Annotated in this window: 19 protein-coding genes; 2 read left to right on the top strand and 17 right to left on the bottom strand. The window is 48.5% G+C overall.

The window, feature by feature from the left end; all coding sequences use genetic code 11:
• From murD to GX117_01740, 13 genes are all read right to left on the bottom strand, one after another.
• Positions 1-1,243 (bottom strand): UDP-N-acetylmuramoyl-L-alanine--D-glutamate ligase (murD, locus tag GX117_01800; protein ID NLO32080.1); only part of this gene is annotated, 1,243 nt, incomplete at its 3' end.
• Positions 1,244-1,325: 82 nt separating this feature from the next.
• Entirely contained in the window at positions 1,326-2,810 is a 1,485-nt protein-coding gene (mraY, locus tag GX117_01795; protein NLO32079.1) for a phospho-N-acetylmuramoyl-pentapeptide-transferase, read from the bottom strand.
• A 13-nt stretch (positions 2,811-2,823) separates the two neighbouring features.
• Entirely contained in the window at positions 2,824-4,179 is a 1,356-nt protein-coding gene (murF, locus tag GX117_01790; protein ID NLO32078.1) for a UDP-N-acetylmuramoyl-tripeptide--D-alanyl-D-alanine ligase, read from the bottom strand.
• A complete protein-coding gene (locus tag GX117_01785) occupies positions 4,176-5,666 on the bottom strand; it encodes a UDP-N-acetylmuramoyl-L-alanyl-D-glutamate--2,6-diaminopimelate ligase (protein ID NLO32077.1) in 1,491 nt (496 codons plus the stop codon). Before GX117_01785 ends, murF begins: the two co-directional genes overlap by 4 nt.
• Positions 5,653-7,875, bottom strand: coding sequence for a transpeptidase family protein (locus GX117_01780; protein NLO32076.1), 2,223 nt, complete (start codon positions 7,873-7,875; stop codon positions 5,653-5,655). The genes GX117_01785 and GX117_01780 overlap by 14 nt, the downstream gene beginning before the upstream one ends.
• Before the next feature lie 80 nt (positions 7,876-7,955).
• Positions 7,956-8,570 carry a hypothetical protein gene (locus tag GX117_01775; protein NLO32075.1) on the bottom strand — a complete coding sequence of 205 codons (615 nt, stop codon included), beginning with the start codon at positions 8,568-8,570 and terminating at the stop codon, positions 7,956-7,958.
• Between the two features lie 19 nt (positions 8,571-8,589).
• On the bottom strand, positions 8,590-9,525 hold the full coding sequence (rsmH, locus tag GX117_01770; protein ID NLO32074.1) for a 16S rRNA (cytosine(1402)-N(4))-methyltransferase RsmH: 936 nt from the start codon (positions 9,523-9,525) through the stop codon (positions 8,590-8,592).
• 42 nt (positions 9,526-9,567) lie between these two features.
• Positions 9,568-9,918, bottom strand: coding sequence for an STAS domain-containing protein (locus tag GX117_01765; protein ID NLO32073.1), 351 nt, complete (start codon positions 9,916-9,918; stop codon positions 9,568-9,570).
• Between the two features lies 1 nt (position 9,919).
• Complete coding sequence (locus GX117_01760; protein ID NLO32072.1) at positions 9,920-10,393, bottom strand: hypothetical protein; 474 nt, start codon at positions 10,391-10,393, stop codon at positions 9,920-9,922.
• A gap of 589 nt (positions 10,394-10,982) precedes the next feature.
• A complete protein-coding gene (locus GX117_01755) occupies positions 10,983-11,945 on the bottom strand; it encodes a tRNA-dihydrouridine synthase (protein NLO32071.1) in 963 nt (320 codons plus the stop codon).
• Between the two features lie 20 nt (positions 11,946-11,965).
• On the bottom strand, positions 11,966-13,135 hold the full coding sequence (locus GX117_01750) for a glycosyltransferase family 4 protein (protein NLO32070.1): 1,170 nt from the start codon (positions 13,133-13,135) through the stop codon (positions 11,966-11,968).
• 31 nt (positions 13,136-13,166) lie between these two features.
• Positions 13,167-16,733 carry a chromosome segregation protein SMC gene (gene smc / locus GX117_01745; protein ID NLO32069.1) on the bottom strand — a complete coding sequence of 1,189 codons (3,567 nt, stop codon included), beginning with the start codon at positions 16,731-16,733 and terminating at the stop codon, positions 13,167-13,169.
• Between the two features lie 186 nt (positions 16,734-16,919).
• Positions 16,920-17,705 (bottom strand): TIGR00282 family metallophosphoesterase, encoded by a 786-nt coding sequence (locus GX117_01740; protein ID NLO32068.1) that lies wholly within the window; start codon positions 17,703-17,705, stop codon positions 16,920-16,922.
• A 520-nt stretch (positions 17,706-18,225) separates the two neighbouring features.
• Here GX117_01740 and GX117_01735 point away from each other — a divergent pair.
• Both GX117_01735 and GX117_01730 read left to right on the top strand, forming a co-directional pair.
• Positions 18,226-19,428, top strand: coding sequence for an aspartate/tyrosine/aromatic aminotransferase (locus tag GX117_01735; GenBank protein ID NLO32067.1), 1,203 nt, complete (start codon positions 18,226-18,228; stop codon positions 19,426-19,428).
• A gap of 59 nt (positions 19,429-19,487) precedes the next feature.
• Entirely contained in the window at positions 19,488-20,138 is a 651-nt protein-coding gene (locus tag GX117_01730; protein ID NLO32066.1) for a hypothetical protein, read from the top strand.
• Positions 20,139-20,156: 18 nt separating this feature from the next.
• Here the strand turns inward: GX117_01730 and GX117_01725 are convergent, their stop codons facing one another.
• The 4 genes from GX117_01725 to GX117_01710 form a co-directional block, all read right to left on the bottom strand.
• Positions 20,157-21,488 (bottom strand): PLP-dependent aminotransferase family protein, encoded by a 1,332-nt coding sequence (locus GX117_01725; protein NLO32065.1) that lies wholly within the window; start codon positions 21,486-21,488, stop codon positions 20,157-20,159.
• Positions 21,489-21,683: 195 nt separating this feature from the next.
• The gene (gene rplS / locus GX117_01720) at positions 21,684-22,043 is read right to left on the bottom strand and encodes a 50S ribosomal protein L19 (protein ID NLO32064.1); all 360 of its coding nucleotides are present in this window, start codon (positions 22,041-22,043) and stop codon (positions 21,684-21,686) included.
• A 17-nt stretch (positions 22,044-22,060) separates the two neighbouring features.
• Complete coding sequence (trmD, locus tag GX117_01715) at positions 22,061-22,789, bottom strand: tRNA (guanosine(37)-N1)-methyltransferase TrmD (GenBank protein ID NLO32063.1); 729 nt, start codon at positions 22,787-22,789, stop codon at positions 22,061-22,063.
• Positions 22,790-22,820: 31 nt separating this feature from the next.
• A partial coding sequence (locus GX117_01710) for a hypothetical protein (protein NLO32062.1) occupies positions 22,821-23,121 on the bottom strand: 301 nt, incomplete at its 5' end.

Genomic DNA, 23,121 nt, shown 5'->3' with positions numbered 1-23,121 from the left:
GTGCCTGCTTTTGCGCGATACGAAGGGCATCCATCATGGATTCTGCGTTATGAATCGGCGCGAGTCCTTGGAAAGCCCTTTCCATTTTTACCGCATCTTCGCCCATTAAAATTAGGGATTTTACATGCCCTTTAATAAGGGGGATGACGGCGCTGTAATCACCGCCTTTCCCACGTCCGCCCGCTATTAAAACGATGGGATTATTAAAACTTTTGAGTGCAACACAAAGACTCTGTTCATTCGTTGATTTGGAATCATTGTAATAATCAACGCCTCCAATGTTGCGTACATGCTCCATACGATGTTCCACGCCGCGAAATGTACGGAGCCCTTCCACGGCATCTTGCATCGGAAGATCCGCTGCTTGCACGATTGCCAGTGCGGCTAAAACATTTTCAAGGTTATGGCGGCCGGGTAGGAGATTTGCACTTATGGGAGCGATCTTTTTATCTTCATAGTAGAAAAAAGAATCATCGGCATACAGTGTTGAGTCGCCGCGGTTTGTTAAGCTGAAGTAAAAAGGATATGCGCGTACTGAAGTGGAAAGTTGTGCTGTCCACGGGTCATCGGCATTGAAAATAGCAACATCACGGCGTGTCTGGTTGCTGAAGATTCTCGCCTTTGTTTGTGCATAGTGCTCCATGGTCCCATGCCGCTCCAAATGATCTTCTGTAATGTTTAGTAGAGCCGCGACTCGCGGATGAAAAAGATCGATTGATTCCAGTTGGTAACTGCTGACCTCAAGAACAATATATTCCGGGTCTCCCTTATCGAGAACAACCTGAGACAGAGCGGTATCATTGTTGCCCGCCAGTACGGCGCTATGACCGGCACTTTGAATCATCTCCTGTACGAGTGTCGTTACCGTAGTTTTACCGTTGGTACCGGTCACCGCCAGGATGGGTGCTGTGCAAAAGGTGGAAGCAAACTCTAATTCTCCCATGACAGTAATTCCGGCTGCGCGTACATGGGTTAAAAAATCGGCTGCCCACGGGACACCGGGGCTGATAATGACAAGATCTGCTCTCGAAAAAGAGCTTGCTTGATCTTCCTCAATAACGAAGGGGATCTGTGACGCCTGTGCTTGTTCCATCCAAATTTCTAGACCGGCACTTTGACCCGAGTCCGTTATAAAAGGATGGGCGCCTTTCATGCGAAGTAATTTAGATGCGGCTACGGTTGAACGTCCCAGTCCAACCAAGACCACATTCATATCTTTTACGTCAAATCCATCCGTTGCCATTCAAAGGTAAAATCCTATTTTGATTACTGGAATACTTTTGCACAAGAGCGCTATCTTCGTTGTGCATAGGATTCAATATTTTTTAACGCAATTTCAGTGTGCCCAAACTCAGCAATGCGAAAAGTAAAGCTACAATCCAAAAACGCATCGTGACTTTAGTCTCGACCCAGCCGCACAGCTCAAAATGATGATGCAAGGGTGCCATGCGAAAAACACGCTTGCCCGTGAGTTTAAAAGAAATGACCTGAATCACGACACTGAGCGCTTCAAGTACGAACATGCCCGAAACCAAAGGAAGCAGTAATTCTTGCTTGGTCAGGAGCGCAAGAGCACCGATGGCGCCGCCCAATGCAAGAGAACCGGTATCACCCATAAATATTTCTGCAGGATGGCAATTAAACCATAAAAAGCCCATGCCTGCGCCAAGCAATGCGCCGCCGAAAACAAATAGTTCGCTGGCTTCCGGTACATAGGTCAAAAAGAGATAATGAGACCAATCCGCACGGCTCACAATATAGGCGACCCCTGAAAAGGCTAAGATAGAAACGATTGAGATGCCTCCGGCAAGGCCATCCAATCCGTCCGTCAAATTAACGGCGTTGGTGATACTTACAATGACGAGGATCACAAAGAAAATATAAAAGATGCCCAAGGGGAAGAAGACTTCTTTGAGTCCGGGGATGCCGAGACTCGTGTGCAGATTTGTCATACTTGCTGCAATGGCATCGGGAAAAATCGATTCGACCAAAAGCCGATTCAAACGAACTGTTTCGCGTTCATTCAGGGACTGGATTCCCCGCTGCAGCAGATCGGTTAATTCAGGATTGAACGCTGCTTCGGGCCAAAGGGCGGCCTCATAGAGCGATTTGTCGCGGAGCACACTGTTTAAACCCATTAAAACAGTGCTTCGATTCTCTTCAGTAATGTCCTCTTGTTGTTGTTCTGCCAACAAGAGTGCTCGGGTCCCCTCAGGAAAAAGATTCCACAATTTTGCCCGGGCAGAACGGGTCTCGTCCTGAGATGCTTCAATCAGACCTCCTTCTAAAGCGTCCCAGTCTTCAATGTCTCTGGGATAGATGAAAGACGCGCCCACGGTGATAGGACTGTTGACCAGATAAATGCCCAGCAATAAGCCCGTAAGAATCTGACCGGTGAACTTAGCGCGGGCACTTAAACCCGTGTTGTGTTTGCGTTTTATCTTGATGTAATCATCGACAAAGCCGACAGCTCCCATGAACAAGACTACTAACAGCGCAATCCAGAGCATCCGGTTGGAAAAGCGTCCCCAAATAAAAAGAGAAATAAGCATTGACGCCAAAATTAAAATGCCGCCCATCGTCGGCGTACCTGCCTTGCCTTTGTGGATTTGATGGAGATTTTCGACATGATCTTGACGGATATATTGGCCAATTTTTTGTTGGCGCAACCGAGCGATTACTTTCGGTCCCAATAAAACACACAAGAAAAAGGCAGTAAATGCTGCGCCGCCGGCACGAACGGTGTGATAACTCAATATATTAATCAGTCGAAAATGATCTGAAAGCAGTTCCGCCAAAAACCACGCCATTAATTTATTTCCTTTACAATGATGAAGTTAAAAGAGTGTCTAGGAGTCCTATGATGGTTTCCATTGCCATGCCTCGTGACCCTTTTAATAAGAGTACATCTCCGGGCAAAAAGGATGCACGCAGCGCTTCAGCAATTGCATCATGGCTTTCATAGGCTGTTGCATGGGTCAAGCCTTCAGCACGGGCGCCGGAGACCAAGTGTGCTGCATCGGGGCCCAGGGCAAAAAGGCGATCTATTTGCAGGCGGCCGGCACTTCGCCCAACTTCTTCGTGTAAGTCTTTCGATCTATCACCCAATTCAAACATGCTGCCGAGAACGGCGATCTTCTTGTTGCCTGGATAATCCGATAAGGTTTGCAATGCCGCTGTCATGCTTGCCGGATTGGCATTATAACTGTCATCCAAGATGACGCGATCATGAAAAGACAGCACTTTAAAGCGCGCTGTATTTTTACAGGCTTCACGTAAGGGCCCTTCAAATTCGCTGATGCCGTGCCTAAGTCCCATTGCTACCGCAAATAATACGCCGGTGCTATGGGCTTTAACAACAAGGGGAAGTCGAATTGTTCCTATAGGATGGATGGTGAGGAGCATTTCGCCGGATTCATCGAATTGCAGCGATTCAAGAACCACATCACCATGACTTCCAAGAAGGATTTTGTCTCCCTTATGACGCGCCGCCATAGCGACACAGTGCGGATCATCAACATTTACGTAGAAGCAGCCTTGGTCACCGAGCGCATCAACGATCTCACCTTTCGTTTGGGCGACAGCGTCCAGACTTCCAAAGCCTTCCAGATGGGCAGGCGCGATCATGGTAATAGCGGATTCGTTGGGCTGTGCCATATCACATAAAAAAGCAATTTCACCGCGATGATTTGCACCCATTTCTATGAGGGCATATTGGGTGCTTGAGGAGATGTGCAGCAACGAGAGGGGACAGCCGATTTCGTTGTTTAAATTTCCTTGTGTTTTTGTCACCGCATATTGAGAGGCGAGCAATGCTGCTGCGAAATCTTTCGTCGTTGTCTTGCCGCAGGAGCCGGTGATTGCAATAACTGTGGCGGGACTTTGTCGCCTGTGCTCTTTTGCAAAGCGTTGAAGAAGCTGCAAAGGTTCAGGATGAACAAGGCAAGGGCCGCCCGTCTGTTGGATGGTGGTAACTGCCGCCGAGGCGCCACGGGCAAAAGCTTCAGCTATAAAGGTGTTGCCGTCGAAATTATCGCCTTGGAGTGCGAAGAAAAGATCGCCCGGCGCCAAGCTTCGCGTATCTGTGGATACACCGGTAACGGCGCGAGCGTTATCCGTAGGCGCTACGGATAGCCCCATCATAGTTGCTGCCTTTTCCAGTGTATATGAAAGGCTCATGTTACATGCTCCAAAACAGCGCGCCGTGCCTCTTCGCGGTCATCAAAATGACGGCGTTCTGTGCCGATGATTTGATAGGTTTCATGACCTTTGCCCGCAATTAAAATCAGGTCAGCCGGCTGCGCCATATGTACAGCAAAAGCAATGGCTTCGCGCCTTGATTCAATAACCGCATAATGATCGTGTTTACTTTTCCCTTTGCGCTGGAGTCCCATTTCTACATCCAATAAAATACGGTAAGGATCTTCAGTGCGGGGATTATCGGAAGTCAATACGACATAATCCGCTAACTCTGCCGCAACACTCCCCATTTTAGGGCGTTTGCCTTTGTCTCGGTCGCCGCCGCAGCCGAAAACCACGATAAGGCGTCCTTTACAAATCGCGCGGGCTGCAGAGAGTGCATTGCGGAGACCATCATCCGTATGGGCGTAATCCACGATGATTTGAAAGGGCTGTCCTGCATCAACCGCCTCAAAGCGGCCGGGCACACCGGGAAATGTTTCAATGCCGGAAGCGATCTCGTCCAAAGACAGACCGAGTCCGGTGGTGATGCCAATAGCGCACAGTGCGTTAAGAACGTTGTGGGTTCCCAGCATGCGGGAATGTATGACGTGGTCGCCCCAAGGCGTTACGACCTTAAAGGTTGCGCCCATGTCAGAAAGAAGGCGCTCTTCCGCTTTTATCATCCCTTGGGCGCCATAGCTTCGGCAGTGATCAGGAAGGGATGCTTCAAAATCAGCAGCGTGGGGATCATCGACATTGATCACACCGAAGCAAGGCGACGACCCCTTTCCTTTTTGTAACGTCTTATTCACGCTTTCGAATAACATACGTTTCGCTTGCAGATAGGATTCCATATCTTTGTGAAAATCTAAATGATCTTGGGTCAGGTTCGTGAATGCTGCCACATTGAAAGAAATGCCGGCGACACGTTCCTGCGCCAAGGCATGGGAACTCACTTCCATGACTACATGGTCACTTCCTTGGTTGAGCGCCTCGGCGAAAAGTGCCGCCAAGGACTCACCAAAGGGCGTGGTATGGGGCGCGTCTTCTTGTGTTTTTCCCAGATCATAGCCCAGCGTTCCAAAATTCGCGCAAGCCCGTCCGGCAGTCTTCAAAATATGTTGTGTCAAAAAAGATACAGTCGTTTTGCCGTTGGTGCCGGTAACGCCGATTACGCATTGTTGTTCGCTTGGATTGCCGTACAGTCCATGGGCAAGCAATCCCGCTGCGCGACGGGGTGATTCATAATAAATGTAAGGCAAAGCATTTAGTGCTGTTATTGCCGGGCGATTACCCAAAATTGCTGTTGCACCCGCCGCCGCTGCGGCAGCTGCAAAATCATGACCGTCTTGTTGTTCTCCTTGCAGTGCGATAAAAAGAGAATTTTTTTTAACACGTCGAGAATCTTCCGTTACAGAGTCGAAAGAAAAGCAAGGAAGCGGATGGGGGAGACCCAGAATTGCGATTATATCATCCTGTGTCATTGCTTGTACTCCGAGGGATTTTGTCAGCAAAAAATACGGTACAGGTAGCACCCTTTTCCAAAACCGTACCCGGTGGAATCGACTGTGATTCTACCCATCCCGCGCCTTGCGCGTCGAGGATTATCCCCATGCGCTGCAGACAATGCCGCGCCTCGGATTTGCTCATGCCGCTCAGATCAGGCAATGCATGATTGGAATTCTCATCAATCTGTTGCCCCGGCATGAGAGCGAGTTTATCTAATGGTGTTATGAGAAGCGCCAAATCTTTATCCAAATCCAGTTCATCAGGACTTGGTCGGGGGCTTGCTGTGTCGGCGTCGGCAACACCGATGTCCTCAAACACTTCCGGCATGGTATCGCGTCGGAGCAGCTGATCTTCTGCAGTCCGTGTTTCTCGTGCCATGATGGTTGATGCGGGACTTTTTTCGCCCGATTTAGGATCGACTTTTTCATCCATCGGCACTTGCAAACGAATGAGCGCTTCACGGACTACCTTTTGAAAGATGGGACCGCACACGTGTCCGCCCCAGCGCTGACGAATGGAAGGTTCTTGAACGACGATTACGGCGGCAATACGTGGATTATCGACAGGCGCGAAACCGGCAAACACAGCCGTGTATCGGTCGGGATCATAGCCTTTGCCATTCAGGCGTGCCATTTGCGCCGTTCCTGTCTTGCCGCCAACATGATATTCTGGAATGGCGGCGGTCTTTCCTGTTCCATTCAATACCACTTGATAACAGAGTTGGCGCATGGTATCCGCCGTCTGGGGCGATAAAATCCGCTTTGCCGGCGGCATTTCATATTGATAGGTGGTTTCGCCGAAACGGTTCTCTGTTTTCTCAACAAAATAGGGTTGCACAAGATAACCGCCATTTGCAATGACCGAAAATGCCTGAACCAATTGCGGTATGGTAACGGCGATTTCTTGACCCATAGGCAAGGAGCCCATGCTCAAGCGCGACCATTTATCTCGGCTTCGGAATAATCCGACGCTTTCAAACTTAAAGTCTGTACTTGTCTTGGCGCCAAAACCAAAAAGCCGAATCCAAGATTCGAAGCGCTCCGGACCTACTTGAGCACCCAGTTTAATCATGGCAATGTTACTGGATTCTTCAAAGGCTCTTGAGAAGGGAATAACACCATTGGGATGGAAGTCTCGGATTCTGTGACCGTAGGGATTGAACGCGCCATTCTCGCAATTGATTAAGGTTTCAGGCGTGACAATGCCCAACTCAAGGGCTGCCGATGCCACAACAATCTTGAAGGCAGAACCCGGCTCAAATACATCGATCAAAGCTTTGTTTTTACGAAATTCGGCAGGAGTCGTCGCATAGTCATTCGGATTGAACGCGGGGCGGCTGGCAAGGGCATAGATAGCGCCCGTCTGCGGATCCATTAACATGCCCATGGCTGCTTTTGCTCCGACATCTTCCATGCGATTGTCCAATTCTTCTTCCAACATATTTTGAATAGTACAATCGATGGTCAGTTGCAGCATATCGCCGCCTTCGGGTTCTTTATAAGAAAAAATGCTAGAAGGCAGTATCTTGCGGGAACTATCTTTTCGACCTTCGTATTTGCCTTGTTGGCCGCGGAGATAGTCATCATAGGCAAGCTCCACTCCTTCGGAAGCTTTTCCATCTAAATTTACAAAACCAAGTAAATGGGAGGCTACATCGTTGTGAGGATAAGAACGGATAGACTCTTGCTTTATGTAAAGCGCTTTTCCAAACTTACTGATTATTTCTTCCAGCTCTTCCGTTTTAATGTTTCTTATCCATCGTTTTATAGGAAAGGTATCGCGCCGTTTTCCTGTGGAAGATTGGCGTGCGAGACGCGGAAGGATTTCATCTTCAGGTATATCTAAGTAGACACTGAGATAATTGGCCAATTCTTCAGGATTGCTGACATGATGTGGATTTACCCAAAGAGAAGGGAGTGGAAGATTTGTTGCTAATACGATTCCATTTCGATCGAATATTTCGCCCCGGGGCTGCTCAAGATATTGGACGCCAATGTGGTACTGCGCCTCAGAGGAGAGTTCTTTTCCCGGGAAAAACACGAGTTGGGTATGCCGTGCAAGCATGAATAGAAAAAGGCAGGCAAATAAACCGAAGAGTAATCGCAGCGCCTTTAGGTGGCGTTCAGATTGTCTACAAGAAAGGTGATCGTTTTCCGTGTTATAAGAATGTGTGCGGCCTTTCATCGTGTCACCTTTCCAAATGAGGTTCCAAGTGTATAGCGATAAAGGGGTATCCTATTCATCTTGAAGTCCCCCATGAACCTTTAAAGGGATGCCAGCATTTCTTCCAGTCCAAGGGATTGCAGTTCAGGATCTTCGGCACTTATGTCCGGCAATTCTTCCACGAGTACAGCTTCATCAGAGGCTATGGATATGTCCGTAACTTCCGCGGCTTCCTCTATTGCTTGAGGCTCTTTTGCGGCTTGTGCCAATGCAACAGTCACATCAAAGAATTGTGTGGAAGATGTTGCGCTGTCCTTCTCATAATCTGCCAGTTTGACAGTCGTAATAGACGGAGAAGATTGGGCAACCTCGAAACCTGCTTCTAAGGGTTCAATCACGTTAAGTTGAACAGATCGGTAGGCGACGGTTTTGAGTTGATCAATATCAGGGGCGACCATGCCCATCTCTTCCGCTTTTTTAATGGTATCGGCAATGCTTCCCCGAGCGAGGGACAAGCGCGATGATTCATTGCGAAATTCAGTTTCAAGGCGAAGAAATTCGTTATTTAATTCTGCCATGATACGATCATCAATTTGCACTTGGATGTTGAGGAACACATCAAAGATGATAAAAACAAAAAGTATACACGGCAAAGATATCCATTTTATCCATCCGAGAAGAGCGCGTTTGCGTTTGATTTCACTTGTTTGGATCATGGCAATACCCTTTCATGGACTATTGAATACATTCAAGAACCCGCATCTTCGCGCTCTTACTGCGCGAATTGGCAGCGGTTTCTTCTCTGCTGGGCTGTAACGGTTTTTTAGTGATAACACAGTATTTCGGTTGGATCGTTTCGGCTACTCGACCGTCAGGGTGGAGGCGGGTGGTGACCCGACTGAAGGCTTGGAAGCAATGTTTGACAACACGATCTTCACCGCTATGAAAAGAGATGACGACTAGCCGGCCACCGGGTTGTAAATGCGCCGCCGCCTGCTCCAGCCCTTTTTTCAAGTGGGTCAATTCATCATTGACGGCTATGCGGACTGCTTGAAAGACGGTTCTGATTTCTTCCGGCTCAGTCCTGACAAAGTCCAGCGCTTCCCGTACGGCCGCCGCCAAGTGCGATGTTCGGTACATTTGATTGGCTTTACAGCGGGATACAATGGCGCGTGCTATTCGTCCCGCGGGCCGGACATCGCCGTATTCTCTTAAAATTCGTTCGATTTCGTCGCTGTCCCAGCGCGCCAAACGACTGGCGGCATGATCTTCTTCCGTGGGATCCATGCGCATATCCAACGGACCGTCCAGATCAAGGGAGAAGCCTCGTTCTGACGCGTCGATTTGCATACTGGAAATGCCTGCATCTAAGAGAATACCGTCCACTGATTGAATCTCGAGTTTTTCCAACACGGACGGCAACTCGCTGTAATTGGCTTTGATTACCGTGGCCCATGGATAATTGGCGAGACGTTCCCGAGAGAGGTCGACCGCGGCAGGATCACGATCTAAGGCGATAAGCCGCCCGCCGGACAAAAGCGCCGCGATGCGTTCTGCATGACCGCCCGCTCCGGCTGTGGCCTCCACGTACACCCCATCGCGGCGTATTCGAAGTGCATGCAGCGCTTCTTCCACCATTACGGGAACATGTAATTGGGGGGACGGATCCATAAAATCTCTTTTCACTACGCCCCGTCCGTAAGCACAGGACAATTAAGCGGCCACCTTCGAATATTCTTTCATTGCCACCGATTCAAATTTGCAGATAGCAAATACACGGGAGAGTCCCATCAAATCTAAAAGGCGTCGGCTTTGTAAATTAAGACCAACTAATTTGATGTCGCCCTTGTTCATACGAAAATGACCTAAGTATTCCACAATGGTGCCAATACCTTCCGAACTCACAAAGGTAACAGCACTAAGATTGAGTACTAAATGATACTGGTTGTTTCGGACACATGCGGATATGGCATCACGGAGCAACTGGTTGACAGTCCCCTCGATTTCTCCATTCAGCCGCAACACGGTTACGCCATTTTTTTCAAAGTGCTCAATACCTATCATATCAGTTCTCCTCCATGGGTTCGGCGGCTTTGGATGCATTCATCCCAAATTCCTCGGCCGCCAATTGTTTATAGGTAGACGCATTACGCTCAAAATATTCATTCCACCGGGTGGAGCTCCAGATTTGTATATGATCTTCCAAACCCAAAATAGCCACATCGCGATCAATGCCCGCATATTCACGCAAATGTTCCGGAAGCAAAATACGGAATTGTTTGTCCACGTTCAATTTTACCGATCCCCCCACCAGAAAACGACGGAGATCCATTTTGCGCGGGTCAAGGGTGGCTTGAGGAATTTCTTCTGTGATAAGTTTTTCCCACCGAATTTTTTCAAAAAGAAAAAGGCAGTTGTCATAGCCCCGCGTAATATACCACGTGTAGTGATCTTTTGCTTCCATGATTGTTTTAAAGGTCGAAGAAAAATTCAAACGCCCTTTATCATCAATCTTGCTATGTGTTTCACCGCAATACATGGTTTAATCCGCGATTCGTTAGTTTCCACTACCAACCACTAAATACCACAAAATAACCTTCTTTTACCACGATTATACTAAAAGTTACCACAAAAGTCAATCCCTTTTTAAGACTATTTTTTTTTAAGTCCCGTCATATTTTAAAAGGTAAATTGTTGACAAATAGGATTTCCTTTTCAAAAGGGTGATTTTTAGGGCTTTTAAATCACCTGGTATATAGGGCTATTTTTTTTATACTCTAATTTCGATTGAAAATAAATCTATAAAAATAAGAAACAATCGTTGTGGAGGCTTTCTAAAATTCACCAAGAAAAAGTCATTAGACCTTGAGATGGTGGGACGAAACCGAAATATTTAAGTCTACTTATTTGTTTTAAATAGTAGTGTATTTGGATCGTTGCGAGGTGAGGGGTGTCCTACCAAATAGCGCTACGGAAAAGGAAAATTCTGCACACCAAAGGCCTGTTGTAGACGTGCTGCATAGCGGCGATTAGTGAAGGGGAAAAAATAAAGGACTGCGACGCCTCTTGTCTTTTTGTGGAGAAGGAGGGGAAAAAATGGGAATGAAGCGTGGTTGCCGCGATCGTGCCTACTCTTCGGAAAAGCCTTGAATTTTTTCTATAATTTCGTCAAGCATCATCAAGGTCATTAACTCACGACGGAGTTTCCCAATGTAAGCCGTCCCTTTAAAGTAGCCGCCATAGTAGCGGCGAAAAGAATAAATGCCGCGCCGTGCGCCGCGGAATTCAACATGTGTTTTCAAATGACTGATGCACATTTCTTTGCGCTCATCGAGGGAGGGTTCCGGTAATAGGATTCCATGATCCAAGTAATGCCGCATGGTGCGGAATACCCAAGGCTTTTGCATGGCGGCACGGCCGATCATGACCCCGTCTGCTCCCAGATTAAAACACGTTTCTACATCCTGAGGCGTACAAATATCTCCATTGGCAATGAGTGGTAAGTGGGGGGCAGCTTCTTTGATCTTTGGAATCCAACTCCAATCTGCTGTGCCGGAATAGCCTTGCACGCGGGTTCTGCAGTGTATGGTGAGGGACTGAATACCCATTTGTGCAAGCATGGGCGCCACTTCGAGAATGACGAGACTATTCTCATCCCACCCTAGCCGTGTTTTCACTGTAACAGGAACGGAGCTGCCTCGTTGCACCGCGGCAACGGCTGCGCTGAGCCGATCCAAATCGCGCAGCAAGCCCGCACCATCGCCGCGCCCGGCAATTTTTCGTACCCAACACCCACAATTCATATCGATAAAATCGGGGTTGCCCAAAGTTTGTGCTTGTGCCGCGGCGCGCTCCAAAGAGTCTGGATTGCTTCCGTAAAGCTGGATGCCAATAGGGTGTTCATCTTCGTTGAGTTTAAACTTGTTCAGCTCTGAGGGGACATTTCGGATGACAGCCTCGCAATTGACAAATTCCGTGTATAACACATCGGCGCCATAGCTTTTGCATAGCTTGCGGAAAGGAAGGTCAGTAACGTCTTCCATGGGAGCTAAGCAAAGGGGATCTTTGATATCAATGTTTCCGAATAACATGGGCGAAGCGCTCCGGTCGCTTATCGATCCTTTACGGTTTTGGTGTTTCGATCAAGGACTTCTTTGTAGATTGAAATCACAGAGGAAGCATAGGCGTTCATACTAAAGCGTGACTTCGCTGCAGTGGAAGCAGCATTACTATAAGCTCGGCGGCGCGCCGTATCTTCATAGAGTACGCGCATGGCATGAAGCAGTGCTTCAGGACTGCCGTCCGTGACCAATCCCGTTTCATGATCCGCTACGATTTCCGGGAGCATGCCGCGATCGGAACAGATCATGGCTTTGCCCATGGCCATTTTTTCGCGGACTGCGCGGCAGGTGCCATCCGTTCCCGGCGTCAAAAACAATCCGACATCCATGGCTTTCAAGGCGCCTACATAATTATCTTGATTCAAGTATCCGCTAAAGTGTACATGCTCCTGCAAGCCCAAGGATCGGACAGGCTCAAAGGCGAGTTCCTGTTGCTTCGTACCGCGACCGATGACGAGGAGCACCGCTTCCGGTACCTCTGCAACAAAAGAGGCGAAGGCTTTAAATAAATCATCATAGTGACGATGTGTTTGGATTCGGGCTACAATGCCCAAAACAAATGCGCCGTCGTCCAGCCCTAATTGGGCGCGCATATCGGGAAGGGCGCGTTCAGGATTAAAGCGTTGGAGATCGATAGCAGAATCTACGACATAGAATTTTTCAGGCGCAGCAGAAAATTGTACTTGATCGGCGTGTCGTGCCCGTTCCGATGCTTCGATAATTGCATTGCTTCGAAGCACAAGCTTTTTGTGTCGTCGTGTGTGTGAAAAACCGACACCTTCATAACTGGAGCGTATTACGGGAAGGTGCGGCATTGATGCCGTCGCTTTCAATGCGATTAGCGTGTCATTGTCAAGATGACAATGGATTAGGTCGTAATGTTTTGCTTGGAGATGCTGCCGCAGACTCCGTATATCTTGCCAGTTCCGCAGCGGGTGCCGATGTTTAGGCAGATGCAAAAAAGTCAGCGGTTCAATACCGTATTTGCGCGCCTCTTCTTGTACCTTATTGAATCCGGATCCCGTTCGTGGTGAGCAGGCAAAATCCAAGGAGAGCCCTTCCTCTCTCAGGGCGCGGCATAAATTGAGTACCAGTTCTGCGGGGCCTGTCCATTTGCCATTACTAAAGAGATGCAGCACATGGAGTGGAGGAGGGTTCATGGTGAATGCTCCTCATGTTGATCGGGGAAGGTCATGAATTAGAAGCCACCTTTTCCGCCTCTTCCAGCCGCACACTGACCAGCTGGGATACGCCCGGTTCTTGTTGTGTGACGCCAAAAATAGCATCGGAATGGGCCATGGTTTTTTTGTTGTGTGTGATCATGATGAACTGGCTCTTTGCCGTGAACTCATCGACCATGGTCAGAAAACGGGTAACGTTAATATCGTCCAGCGGCGCATCCACTTCATCAAGTACGCAGAAAGGGCTGGGCTTGGCAACAAAAATACTGAAGAGCAGCGCAATGGCGGTGAGGGCTTGTTCGCCGCCTGATAACAATTTGATGGTTAGCGGTTTTTTGCCGGGAGGCCTCGCTTCAATTTCGATGCCTGACTCCAGCGGGTTCGCTTCATCAAGCAAAAATAGGCGTGCTTGTCCGCCGTTGAATAGGCGCCGGAAATAATGTTTGAAATTATCCGAGATAGCGTTAAAGGTGGTCTGGAAAAGGTCTTCCGTCGTGGCATCAATCTTTTTCACCACGCCCAGCAATGTGTCCCGCGCCTGCACCAAGTCATTGTTTTGGGTCTTGAGGAATTGGGCGCGTTTTTCCAACACGTCGTATTCTTCAATAGCGCCGAGATTTACACTGCCCAAGCGTTGCAGTGCTTGGCGCTTTTGTTCGATTAATTTATCTCGTTCTTCTTCGTCGTATTCATCGGAACCCACGTCATCGTCGGTAAGCGACGCCAAAGCTAGACCGTATTCCATGGAGATGCGTTCTTGGAAAAACTCCATTCGATCTTCTTTTTGTGAACATTCCAATTCAAGTTTATGAACACCCCGTTGGGCGGCTTCCATTTTAACACGGCTTTCTTTCAGCTGCTGTGTTAATTTGTCGTTGGACTCGATCAAAAAGGCTTGTTCCTTTTGCGTTTCCAGTACTTCCTTATGCAGGGTGTCTCGGGTCAACGATATCTGCGCTGATTGAGAGACAATCGCTTTGATTTGTTCTTCAAAATCGTGTGCGCGCGTTTCCATTTCCTTTTTTAGGGCTTCTTGTTTTTGGGCTTGTTCTTGCATGTCACGGCTGCTTTTACGGGAGCGTTCATAATCGCGCTTCAGTTCCTCCAAAGCACGCAACAGCCCATTTTCTTGTACCCGCTTATCTGCGATGGTGTTGTTAAAAGAATCCAATTCTGCCCGTTGTTGCGCCGCATCACGTTGCGCCGTTTCCAATCGCTTTTGAAGCGTCTCATCATCGGTTTCCATGCCGCCTTTACGGGAATGGATCTCTTCCAGCCGTTCTTGTAGCGCACTTTTTTGTTTGTCCAATCCGAGAAGGGTGGTGTCAATTTCTGTTAAGGCAGAACGCTGACTGTCTGCCTCCGCCGTACGCCGTGCCAGAGCGACTCCGGTTTCAGACAATTGCTGGCGGAACCGGTGCTCTTCACTTTCAAAGGCTCTAATATTTTCGCCCAGTGTCGCAGAACGGTCGCTCAGTTGTTTCGCCCGGGCGGTCATCGTGTCTAAGGTCTCTTCGATTTGTTTGACCTTTTGCGTCAACTCTTCAATTTCAGAACTGCGCCTAAGCAATCCTTGACTTTCGCGTTGGGTGCGACCGCCGGTAACGGCGCCGGCGGGTGTGACGACTTCGCCTTCAAGGGTGACCAATCTTGGGAAGCGGCTTTCTTCCCGTGCAATACGGATGGCGTCATCGATGCTTTCCACAATCAGGGTGTTGTACAAAAGATATTGTACGGCAGGCATTAAATTGGATTCACACTGCACATAATCAACGGCTAGTCCGATGATACCCTTTTGATGTTTCAGACTCTTGCCATCGTCGGGGAAGCCGGGTCGGATGGTATCTAGGGGCAAGAAGGTAACTCTGCCCGCTCGTTTTTCTTTTAAAAAATTGATGGCGGCTTTAGCGTCTTCGGCTCTATCGACGATAATATTATTGATGTTGCCGCCGAGAGCCGCTTCAATGGCGTATTCATATCGTTTTTCTGTAGAGATCACATCGCCTACAGGGCCGATAATGCCTTGTATGCCGGGATATTGTTTTTGTCGCGCCATCATGATCGCGCGCACGCCCACGGCGAAGCCTTCGTAGCTGTCGCGCAATTCCACCAGCGATGTTAGACGCGCTTCCAAGCTGCTTCGGCTTTCACGCAATTCCTGCCATCGCGTGTTTAAAGTGACTATTTCCTTTTCAAGTTCTTTGCGCGCTACGATCGTCTCTTCTCGTTGTTTCACAGTCGACGCGAATGTTGTTTTGAGTTCTTCTTCGGTCTGCGTCAATTGATCAACCTGCACACCCGTTTCTTGAATCCGCTTATGAAGACCCTGTTGTTGTTCACGCAAGGTTTTCATTTGCGTATCTAGATTGGCAATGGTTACGCCTACCGTTTCTATTTCCGTTTGTATACGATTGCGCGTATTGGCGGACTCCACGCTAAGCCCGCGGAGCTCACCAATTTCTTTTTCTTTTTCCTGCAGCAGTCGTTGCGTTTTATCCGCTTCTTCTTGTAGGGCTGCCAAGGTGTCGCCAACCGCCTTTGCCTCTTTTTCGCTTTGCGCCAGCTGTTCGGCTGAGACACCCGATTCCGAATCCATTTCTGCAGATTCTTTTTCTAAGTGCTCCTTTTCCAAGGCGGCGGCTGTTGCGCGTTCTTGTGCAAATTCAATTTCTTTTTTAAAGAGCGAGATTTGTCCCTCAAGCCGCTCCATTTCAGAGGCGCTTTGGTGTTCACGGTCCCGACGTTCCGATAACAGACGGTCGATTTCCACGCGCTTGAGATTAATCCGTTCCAATTCCGCTTCTTGACTTGAGGTCTTTACAGTCAATTCTTGATAATGATCGACGGACTCTGAAAGTTGGGTTCGCAGGTCATCCACTTGTCCGCTTAGATCATTGTATTTAAGCCAAGCATTGCGAATTTCGAGGCTGCGCAGTTCCGTCGTTAATTCTCGGTGCCGTATGGCGGCGTTGACCTGCCGCTTCAAAGAGCGCATCTGTCGATCCACCTCAGCAATAATATCGTTGAGCCGCAACATGTTTTGTTCGGCTGTGTCCAATTTGCGCATCGCCATACGTTTGCGCGCCTTGTATTTAATAATCCCTGCGGCTTCTTCCAGCAAGTAGCGGCGGTCTTCAGGCTTGGTACTTAAGACAAGGTCAATCTTTCCTTGTCCGATTAAGGAGTAGGCATTGGTACCGATACCGGTATCCATGAACAATTCTTGAATATCGCGGAGCCGGCAGGCAGTTTGGTTGAGCAGATATTCACTTTCGCCGGAACGATAAACCCGCCGTGTAACTTCAACTTCGTTGTAATCAATAGGCAATTGTCCGTCTGAATTATCAAAAGTCAGGCTGACCTCCGCCATGCCAGTTGCAGGTCTTCCGCCGCTGCCGTTGAAGATGACATCTTGCATATGGGAACCGCGCAGTTCTCGGGCGCTTTGTTCGCCCAAGCCCCAGCGCAAGGCATCTAGTATGTTACTTTTGCCGCAGCCGTTGGGTCCCACAATAGCTGTGATCCCCAGGTCAAGATTAATTACCGTGGGATCGGCAAAGGACTTGAAGCCGTGCATTGAAATTCTTTTGAAATACATCTTCTATACCTATTAGAGCCCCTCGTACGGGGCTTGATGTTCAACGAAAATTATCTATGTAGGGAAGCCCGGTCATGCTCAGGATCCTACGGTGTCGCAGCCGCCGACCTCTCCACACATGACACAAAAGCTTTTTCTACGTTGATGCGAATGAAAAAACTTTTGTCACAGATCCTCCACTTCACGGATCCGTTCAATGGACTTTGCCTTTCCTGTTTGAGGATCGGCATCAACCAATACAGCATTGAATTGAACAGGTCCGCCGGCAAGCTCCCATTTTTTCGGCAGCCCGGTAACCAGTTTATCAATGATCATTTCCTTTTGCACGCCCAAAATACTGTTATAGGGTCCGCACATGCCAATATCACTGATAAAAGCGGTATGTTTGAACAACAGCCGTTCATCCGCCGTTTGCACATGGGTATGTGTGCCTACCACGGCGGTACACTTGCCGTCAAGATACCATGCCAGTGCCGCTTTTTCAGAGGTCGCTTCGGCATGGACATCGACGATTTTTATGGTCACCGATTCCGGCAGCGCTTCCAGTTCACGATCTACCGCAGCAAAAGGGCAATCTGTGGGCTCCATAAATACGCGGCCTTGCAAATTAATCGCCGCCACTTGTCGGCCATCAGCGAAGCGGTATAGGGCGGTTCCCTGTCCCGGTGCATGTTTCGTATAATTGGCAGGCCGGGCTACATAGGGACACTGGTTAATAGCGTTTACGAATTCCGGGCGCCGCCACGTGTGGTTTCCCATAGTAAATAAATGAACGCCATAGTCCCGAAGTTCATCTAATAATCGGAGGGAAGCGCCTTTGCCGTGGGCAATATTTTCGGCATTTGCGAGGACAAAATCAATGTGTCGGGATTCAATGAGCTTCGGCAAAAAGTGCCTGACCGCTTCACGCCCCGGTTTTCCAACAATATCACCAATACATAAAAGTTTCACAATAGCATCATGTCTTTTGGAATTGCATTCACACAGGCATAGTACAGCTGTCAAAAATGAAGACAGTTTCTCTGTAGGTACCTGCTACAACGACTAATTGAGAAGGTGAGGATTCAGCAGACCATTTGAAACTTCACACACTGACATTGTACCGCAGACTTCCTCCTCAATGCGAATAAAGCGGTAACACTAGCGAGTGAATAGATGATCAAAATCGAAGTACTTTCTTAGGGAGGAGAGCAGGATTTGGCGCTTGTCAATACAGAAAATATTCTATTTTGGGGCGCATCAGAAATAAAAGGTCTTTGATGTTGTCAAATATGATGAACTTGACGTATTATTATGGGCGATAGTATCTGTTTGTGGCATGTTTAATCGGTTGAGGGATGATTGGTCTCTGCCTGTTGTGTGTCTTGAAACCGGTATCTATCGTGTGGGTTGAAAGCGCTTTGCCGCATCTAAATTTCGTGTTAACAATAATTAAGTGTGTAGATTTGTGGAGTTAAGGATAGAGTTGTTTATGTTTGAAACCATTCAGATGGAGCCGCCCGATAGCATATTGGGATTAACCGAAGCTTTTCAAAAAGAATTGAATCCCCAAAAAATTAATCTTGGGGTTGGCATATATAAGGATGAACATGGCGAAACACCAACCCTGAATTCTGTAAAGCAGGCGGAAACACAACTCTTAGCCGCTAATTTACCAAAGAACTATTTTCCTATTGCCGGTGTGCCCGCTTTTGGGAACATTGTGCAACAACTTGTTTTTTCGAAAGAACATCCTGCCATCATGCAGAATCGTTGCCGCACTGCCCACACACCGGGCGGTACGGGCGCGTTGCGTGTTGCCGCCGATTTTTTATTTCGTTGCTTTGGCGCTGCAACGGTCTGGATGAGTACGCCAACGTGGGCGAATCATCCGGGCATTTTTGCCGCTGCCGGGCATCATGTAAGATACTACCCTTATTACGTAGATGAGACCAAAGATATTGATTTTCAAAGGATGCAGGAGAGCTTGAAAGAAGCGAAGAGAGGCGACGTGCTATTGTTGCATGCCTGCTGCCACAATCCCTGCGGCGTGGACTTGACCTTAGCGCACTGGGCGATTTTAGCGGAAATGATCAAGGATCGCGGTTTGATCGCAGTCGCTGATTTTGCCTACCAAGGCTTCGGAGACGGACTTCATGAGGATGCTGCCGGACTGCGGCTTTTGGCGGAGCATGTCGATGAACTCCTCGTATGCAGTTCTTTTTCCAAAAATTTTGGGTTATACCAAGATCGATGTGGTGCATTGACACTCACAGCGGGCGCCGCAGAAAGTACGGCCCGTGCTTTCAGTCAGGTAGAGAAAGTGATCCGTTCCAATTACTCCAATCCGCCAGCTCATGGCGCTTTAATCGTGAAGACTATCATGGAGAATATCGAACTGCGGCAGCTTTGGGAAAAAGAAGTGACCGTCATGCGAAACCGCATTAACGGGATACGTGCTTTGTTTGTGGACACCCTCAAAGAGGTTGGTGTAGATCAAGATTTTTCTTTCATAAAAGAGCAGCGCGGCATGTTTTCTTTCTCCGGATTGTCGCGAGAACAGGTGTCCTTGTTGCGTGAAAAATACGCCATTTATATTGTGGATAATGGCAGGATCAATGTGGCGGGAATCACCGAAGACAATGTGAAGCCTTTATGCCTTGCTATTGCTGATGTGCTGAAATTTCCTTCATAAGGCACGTTGCCATGAAGTGAATGTACTGCATGGCTTTTGTTGGATAAAGGAGAAATACGATGCAGGATATGTTTACAAATATTTTATTTGCAATGTTTCTGTGTGGGATTGCTGTGCTTGCAGGCAGTCTTTTCTTCTATTATCAATTCCTGAAAAAGCGTGCATTTATGGAGATAGCACATCGCTTCAAACTCCGTTATTATTACCGCAGTTATGCCATTCCCCGCCGATTTTCTTTTCTGGGAGAACAGCGGCGTGGGCGCGGTCGTCATGCCTTCAATATTTTGTTGGGGCGCTATGCGGGACTTGAAACGGTACTTTTCGACTACGGCTATAATACGGGGCTGGGCGCAGAAAAGAAATGGCATTATGGAAGTTTTGCAGTCATCTACCACGGCGGCAACTGTCCCCCCCTGCGCATTTATCCTAAGACCATGCTTCTCAGCTTGGGGGATATTATTGGCTTCGATGAAGTCTTTATCGAAAACGAAATATTCGCGGCGAAGTTCGCTGTCTTCGCAATGAATGAATCTTTTGCGCACACCGCCATTTCGCTTCCTTTGGTGGATTATCTTTTGCGCCACCCCGAATTATCCGTTGAAATTGATCCTGTTTGGGTGGCCGTGGGAACCAAAGATCCGCTTATCCCTGAGGACATTCCGCGCCGATTGAATCAAGTAGAGAAAATTCGCAAGATGCTGTCTTTCTGAGCGCTCCGCACGGCGAAGTTATTCGCCCTGTGACTCCGCGTATACGATCGCTTCCCGCATAATATGCAGCGCCTCAATAATTCTTTCCGTATCCTCATAGCCGTAAGAGAGGCGTAATTGATAGCGGCCTTCTTCAGTTTGGCTGCCTTGAGGGTGGACGCAAAACTCTCCCGGAATATAAATTACACGCCGATTCAGGTTGTCTTTCAACCCGTCAATTTCCGGATCCCCTGTCGTTCTTGACAGAAAATGAAAGAAGGGAGACCTGCGATCCGTTCGAATGCCTTTTAAATCCAGGTAGAAATAAAAGCCGCCCTTGCCGCCTCGTATTTTTCGGAGCCAAGGCGCTAAAAGTTGAGTGAGCGATGCTTCAATCTTTTTCGCTTTCTCCCGATAGCCTGCATTGACGCGGGCGAGTTGCTCTGCCATACCGCCGCGCAGCAGTGCCGCAGCAATTTCTTGATTGGTCAGCGGCGCACTGAATCCTATATCGCTGGTTTTTTGTGCCACAGCGTCCATAAAGGGACCCGACGGCCCCACCATAAAACCGATACGCAGCGCCGGTGCAAGGATCTTGGAAAGAGTCGCAATTTCATAGACTAAGCCGCTTTTATCCATCATCATGGCAGACTCCGGTTTCTCAACTGCCGGGTCATGGATAAGCCATTCATAGGCTTGATCAAAAAATAGGGGAATGGCGTGACCTGTCAAGGCGGACCAATAGCGAGCCATTTCAACCAAAGCGCGTTTTCGCGTGTTGGATAGGATGACGCCGCTGGGATTATTTACCGTAACGATGTAGAAGAACGATAAGTTTCGTACCGTCGCGCCTAAGGCTTTGAGTTGCTCTTCAAGGGCTGTTACAGAGATCCCCTCATCGTCTTCAGGCACAGTGAGCACTTGAAATCCTTTGCGCTCGAGATAGTCGCAGTAGATGTAATACATAGGATCGGCCGTGATTACAATGCCCGGCTCAAAAATATCTGCTAAGGCAGCAAGGATGCTGGTGGCACCGCTCGGCCCGATCAAAATTTCCTTTTGACCGAGAACTTCTTCAGAAATGTTGCCAATACCGTTGGACAAATAAAAGTGCCGCAAACTTTGGATGAGATTGGGAGAGCCTTGGGGGCCGCCGTAGTTGAAGGCTTGGCGATATACACCGGGATGGCCGCTCACTTCTGTCATGGCGTCACAAATCTTGGCAACAGGAATGGTTGCTTCATTGACATACCCAACACCAAGATTAATATCGATGTCATCCCGGAAGTCTTGTGCGAAATCGGCCATCATACTGTTGACCGGGGAAGGGGAAGTAGCGGAACGGCCATAAGGAGAAAAACGGTAATTCATGATGTTTTCTTCATGCTAAAAGGAAAATCACGGACTCAAAAGCAATAAGGTATTTTCAGCAAGAGTTGCGCAGCTATGCAATGCCGGCTAAGGCACGTGCAAGAAGCTTCGGTTTTCCAATAAAAAAAGCCCGCACCGGGAAAAGGAAAAACCGGGCGGGCAAAGCGAAAGGATAAATCTTTAGAAAAAAAGAGATTAGGCGTTGCGGCGGCGCGCTTTGACGCGGGCTGCTTTACCAACACGATCTCTAAGATAGTACAATTTGGCACGACGGGCGCGGCCTTCACGCACGACTTCCACTTTGGCAATACGTGGAGAATGGAGCGGAAACACACGTTCAACGCCCTCACCAAAAGCGACACGGCGTACCGTAAAGGTGGCATTGGCGCTGACCTTGCCTTTCCGGCCAATCACGACGCCTTCGTATACTTGGATTCGTTCTTTTTCACCTTCGACGATGCGGAAATGAACCCGTACTGTATCGCCGATGTTAAAAGACGGTATTTCATTTTCAGCTTTGCAAAATTTGTTTGCATATTCTTGTACCGCGTTCATGGTTCATTCTCCTCTAACTATAACTTTTTGTTTTTGCCGGTGTCGGCAGGTTTATTTTTTTCTTTATCTATATCGGTCAAGAGATCGGGACGGCGCAGCCGCGTAATCCGCATTGCCTCTTCCTTACGAAAACGCGCAATTGCGGCATGATCTCCATTTAACAACACTTCCGGTACCGCCGCGCCGCGAAACTGAGGCGGCCTTGTATACTGGGGCGGTCCCAAAATACCTTCATAAAAAGAATCGGTTTCGACAGATTCCCAATTTCCAACGACGCCCGGCAACATGCGGCTCACGGCTTCGATGACTACGAGTGCAGCCGTTTCACCGCCGCTCAAAACGTAATCGCCAATGGAAATTTCATCGGTCACCAAGAGTTCAGAAACACGTTCGTCCACGCCTTCATAGCGTGCACAAATCAGTACCATATCTGACCACGACGCCATTTCGTGTACCACGGTTTGATCCAAGCGTCTGCCTCTTGGCGAGAGCAAAACAACATGCTCCAAAGTATTTGCTGGCGATAGGCTTTCCACAGCAGCAAAGATTGGTTCACATTTCATGACCATTCCTGCTCCGCCGCCATAAGGCGCATCGTCCACTGTATGATGGCGATCGGTAGTGAAATCACGAGGATTAACTACGTTTACACCTAGTACGCCTTTATTGACAGCACGACCCAGCACGCCCACGGCTAAGGCAGGTTCAATCAATTCCGGAAATAATGAGAGGATATCTATCCTCATAGCACGCTCCAGCCACAGTTTGCACGGACAATCAACAATCCGGGCTTAAATCATCCATTACCAAGAAAGGCGTCACGTCTGCGACATGAATCACGTTCCGGCTTCGATCTACGCTCTTAAATACTTGATCGACAAAGGGCAGTGCCGCTGTACGTCCATCGAGCATCTCCAAGCGAACCACGCCGCCCGCCGGTGTATCAATCGTTTCAATTACAGTACCGAGAATCTGGCCGGAAGGCGCCATAACCTGCAATCCTGAAAGTGTCGATAAGCTGAACGACTCTTCCGCTTCTCCGGCATCGGAAGAGAGGGGCAAAAGTACCTGCGCATTG

The sequence above is a fragment of the Candidatus Hydrogenedentota bacterium genome, assembly GCA_012523015.1.
Classification (GTDB): Bacteria; Hydrogenedentota; Hydrogenedentia; order Hydrogenedentales; family CAITNO01; genus JAAYBJ01.
This window is presented reverse-complemented; position numbering and strand designations above follow the sequence as displayed.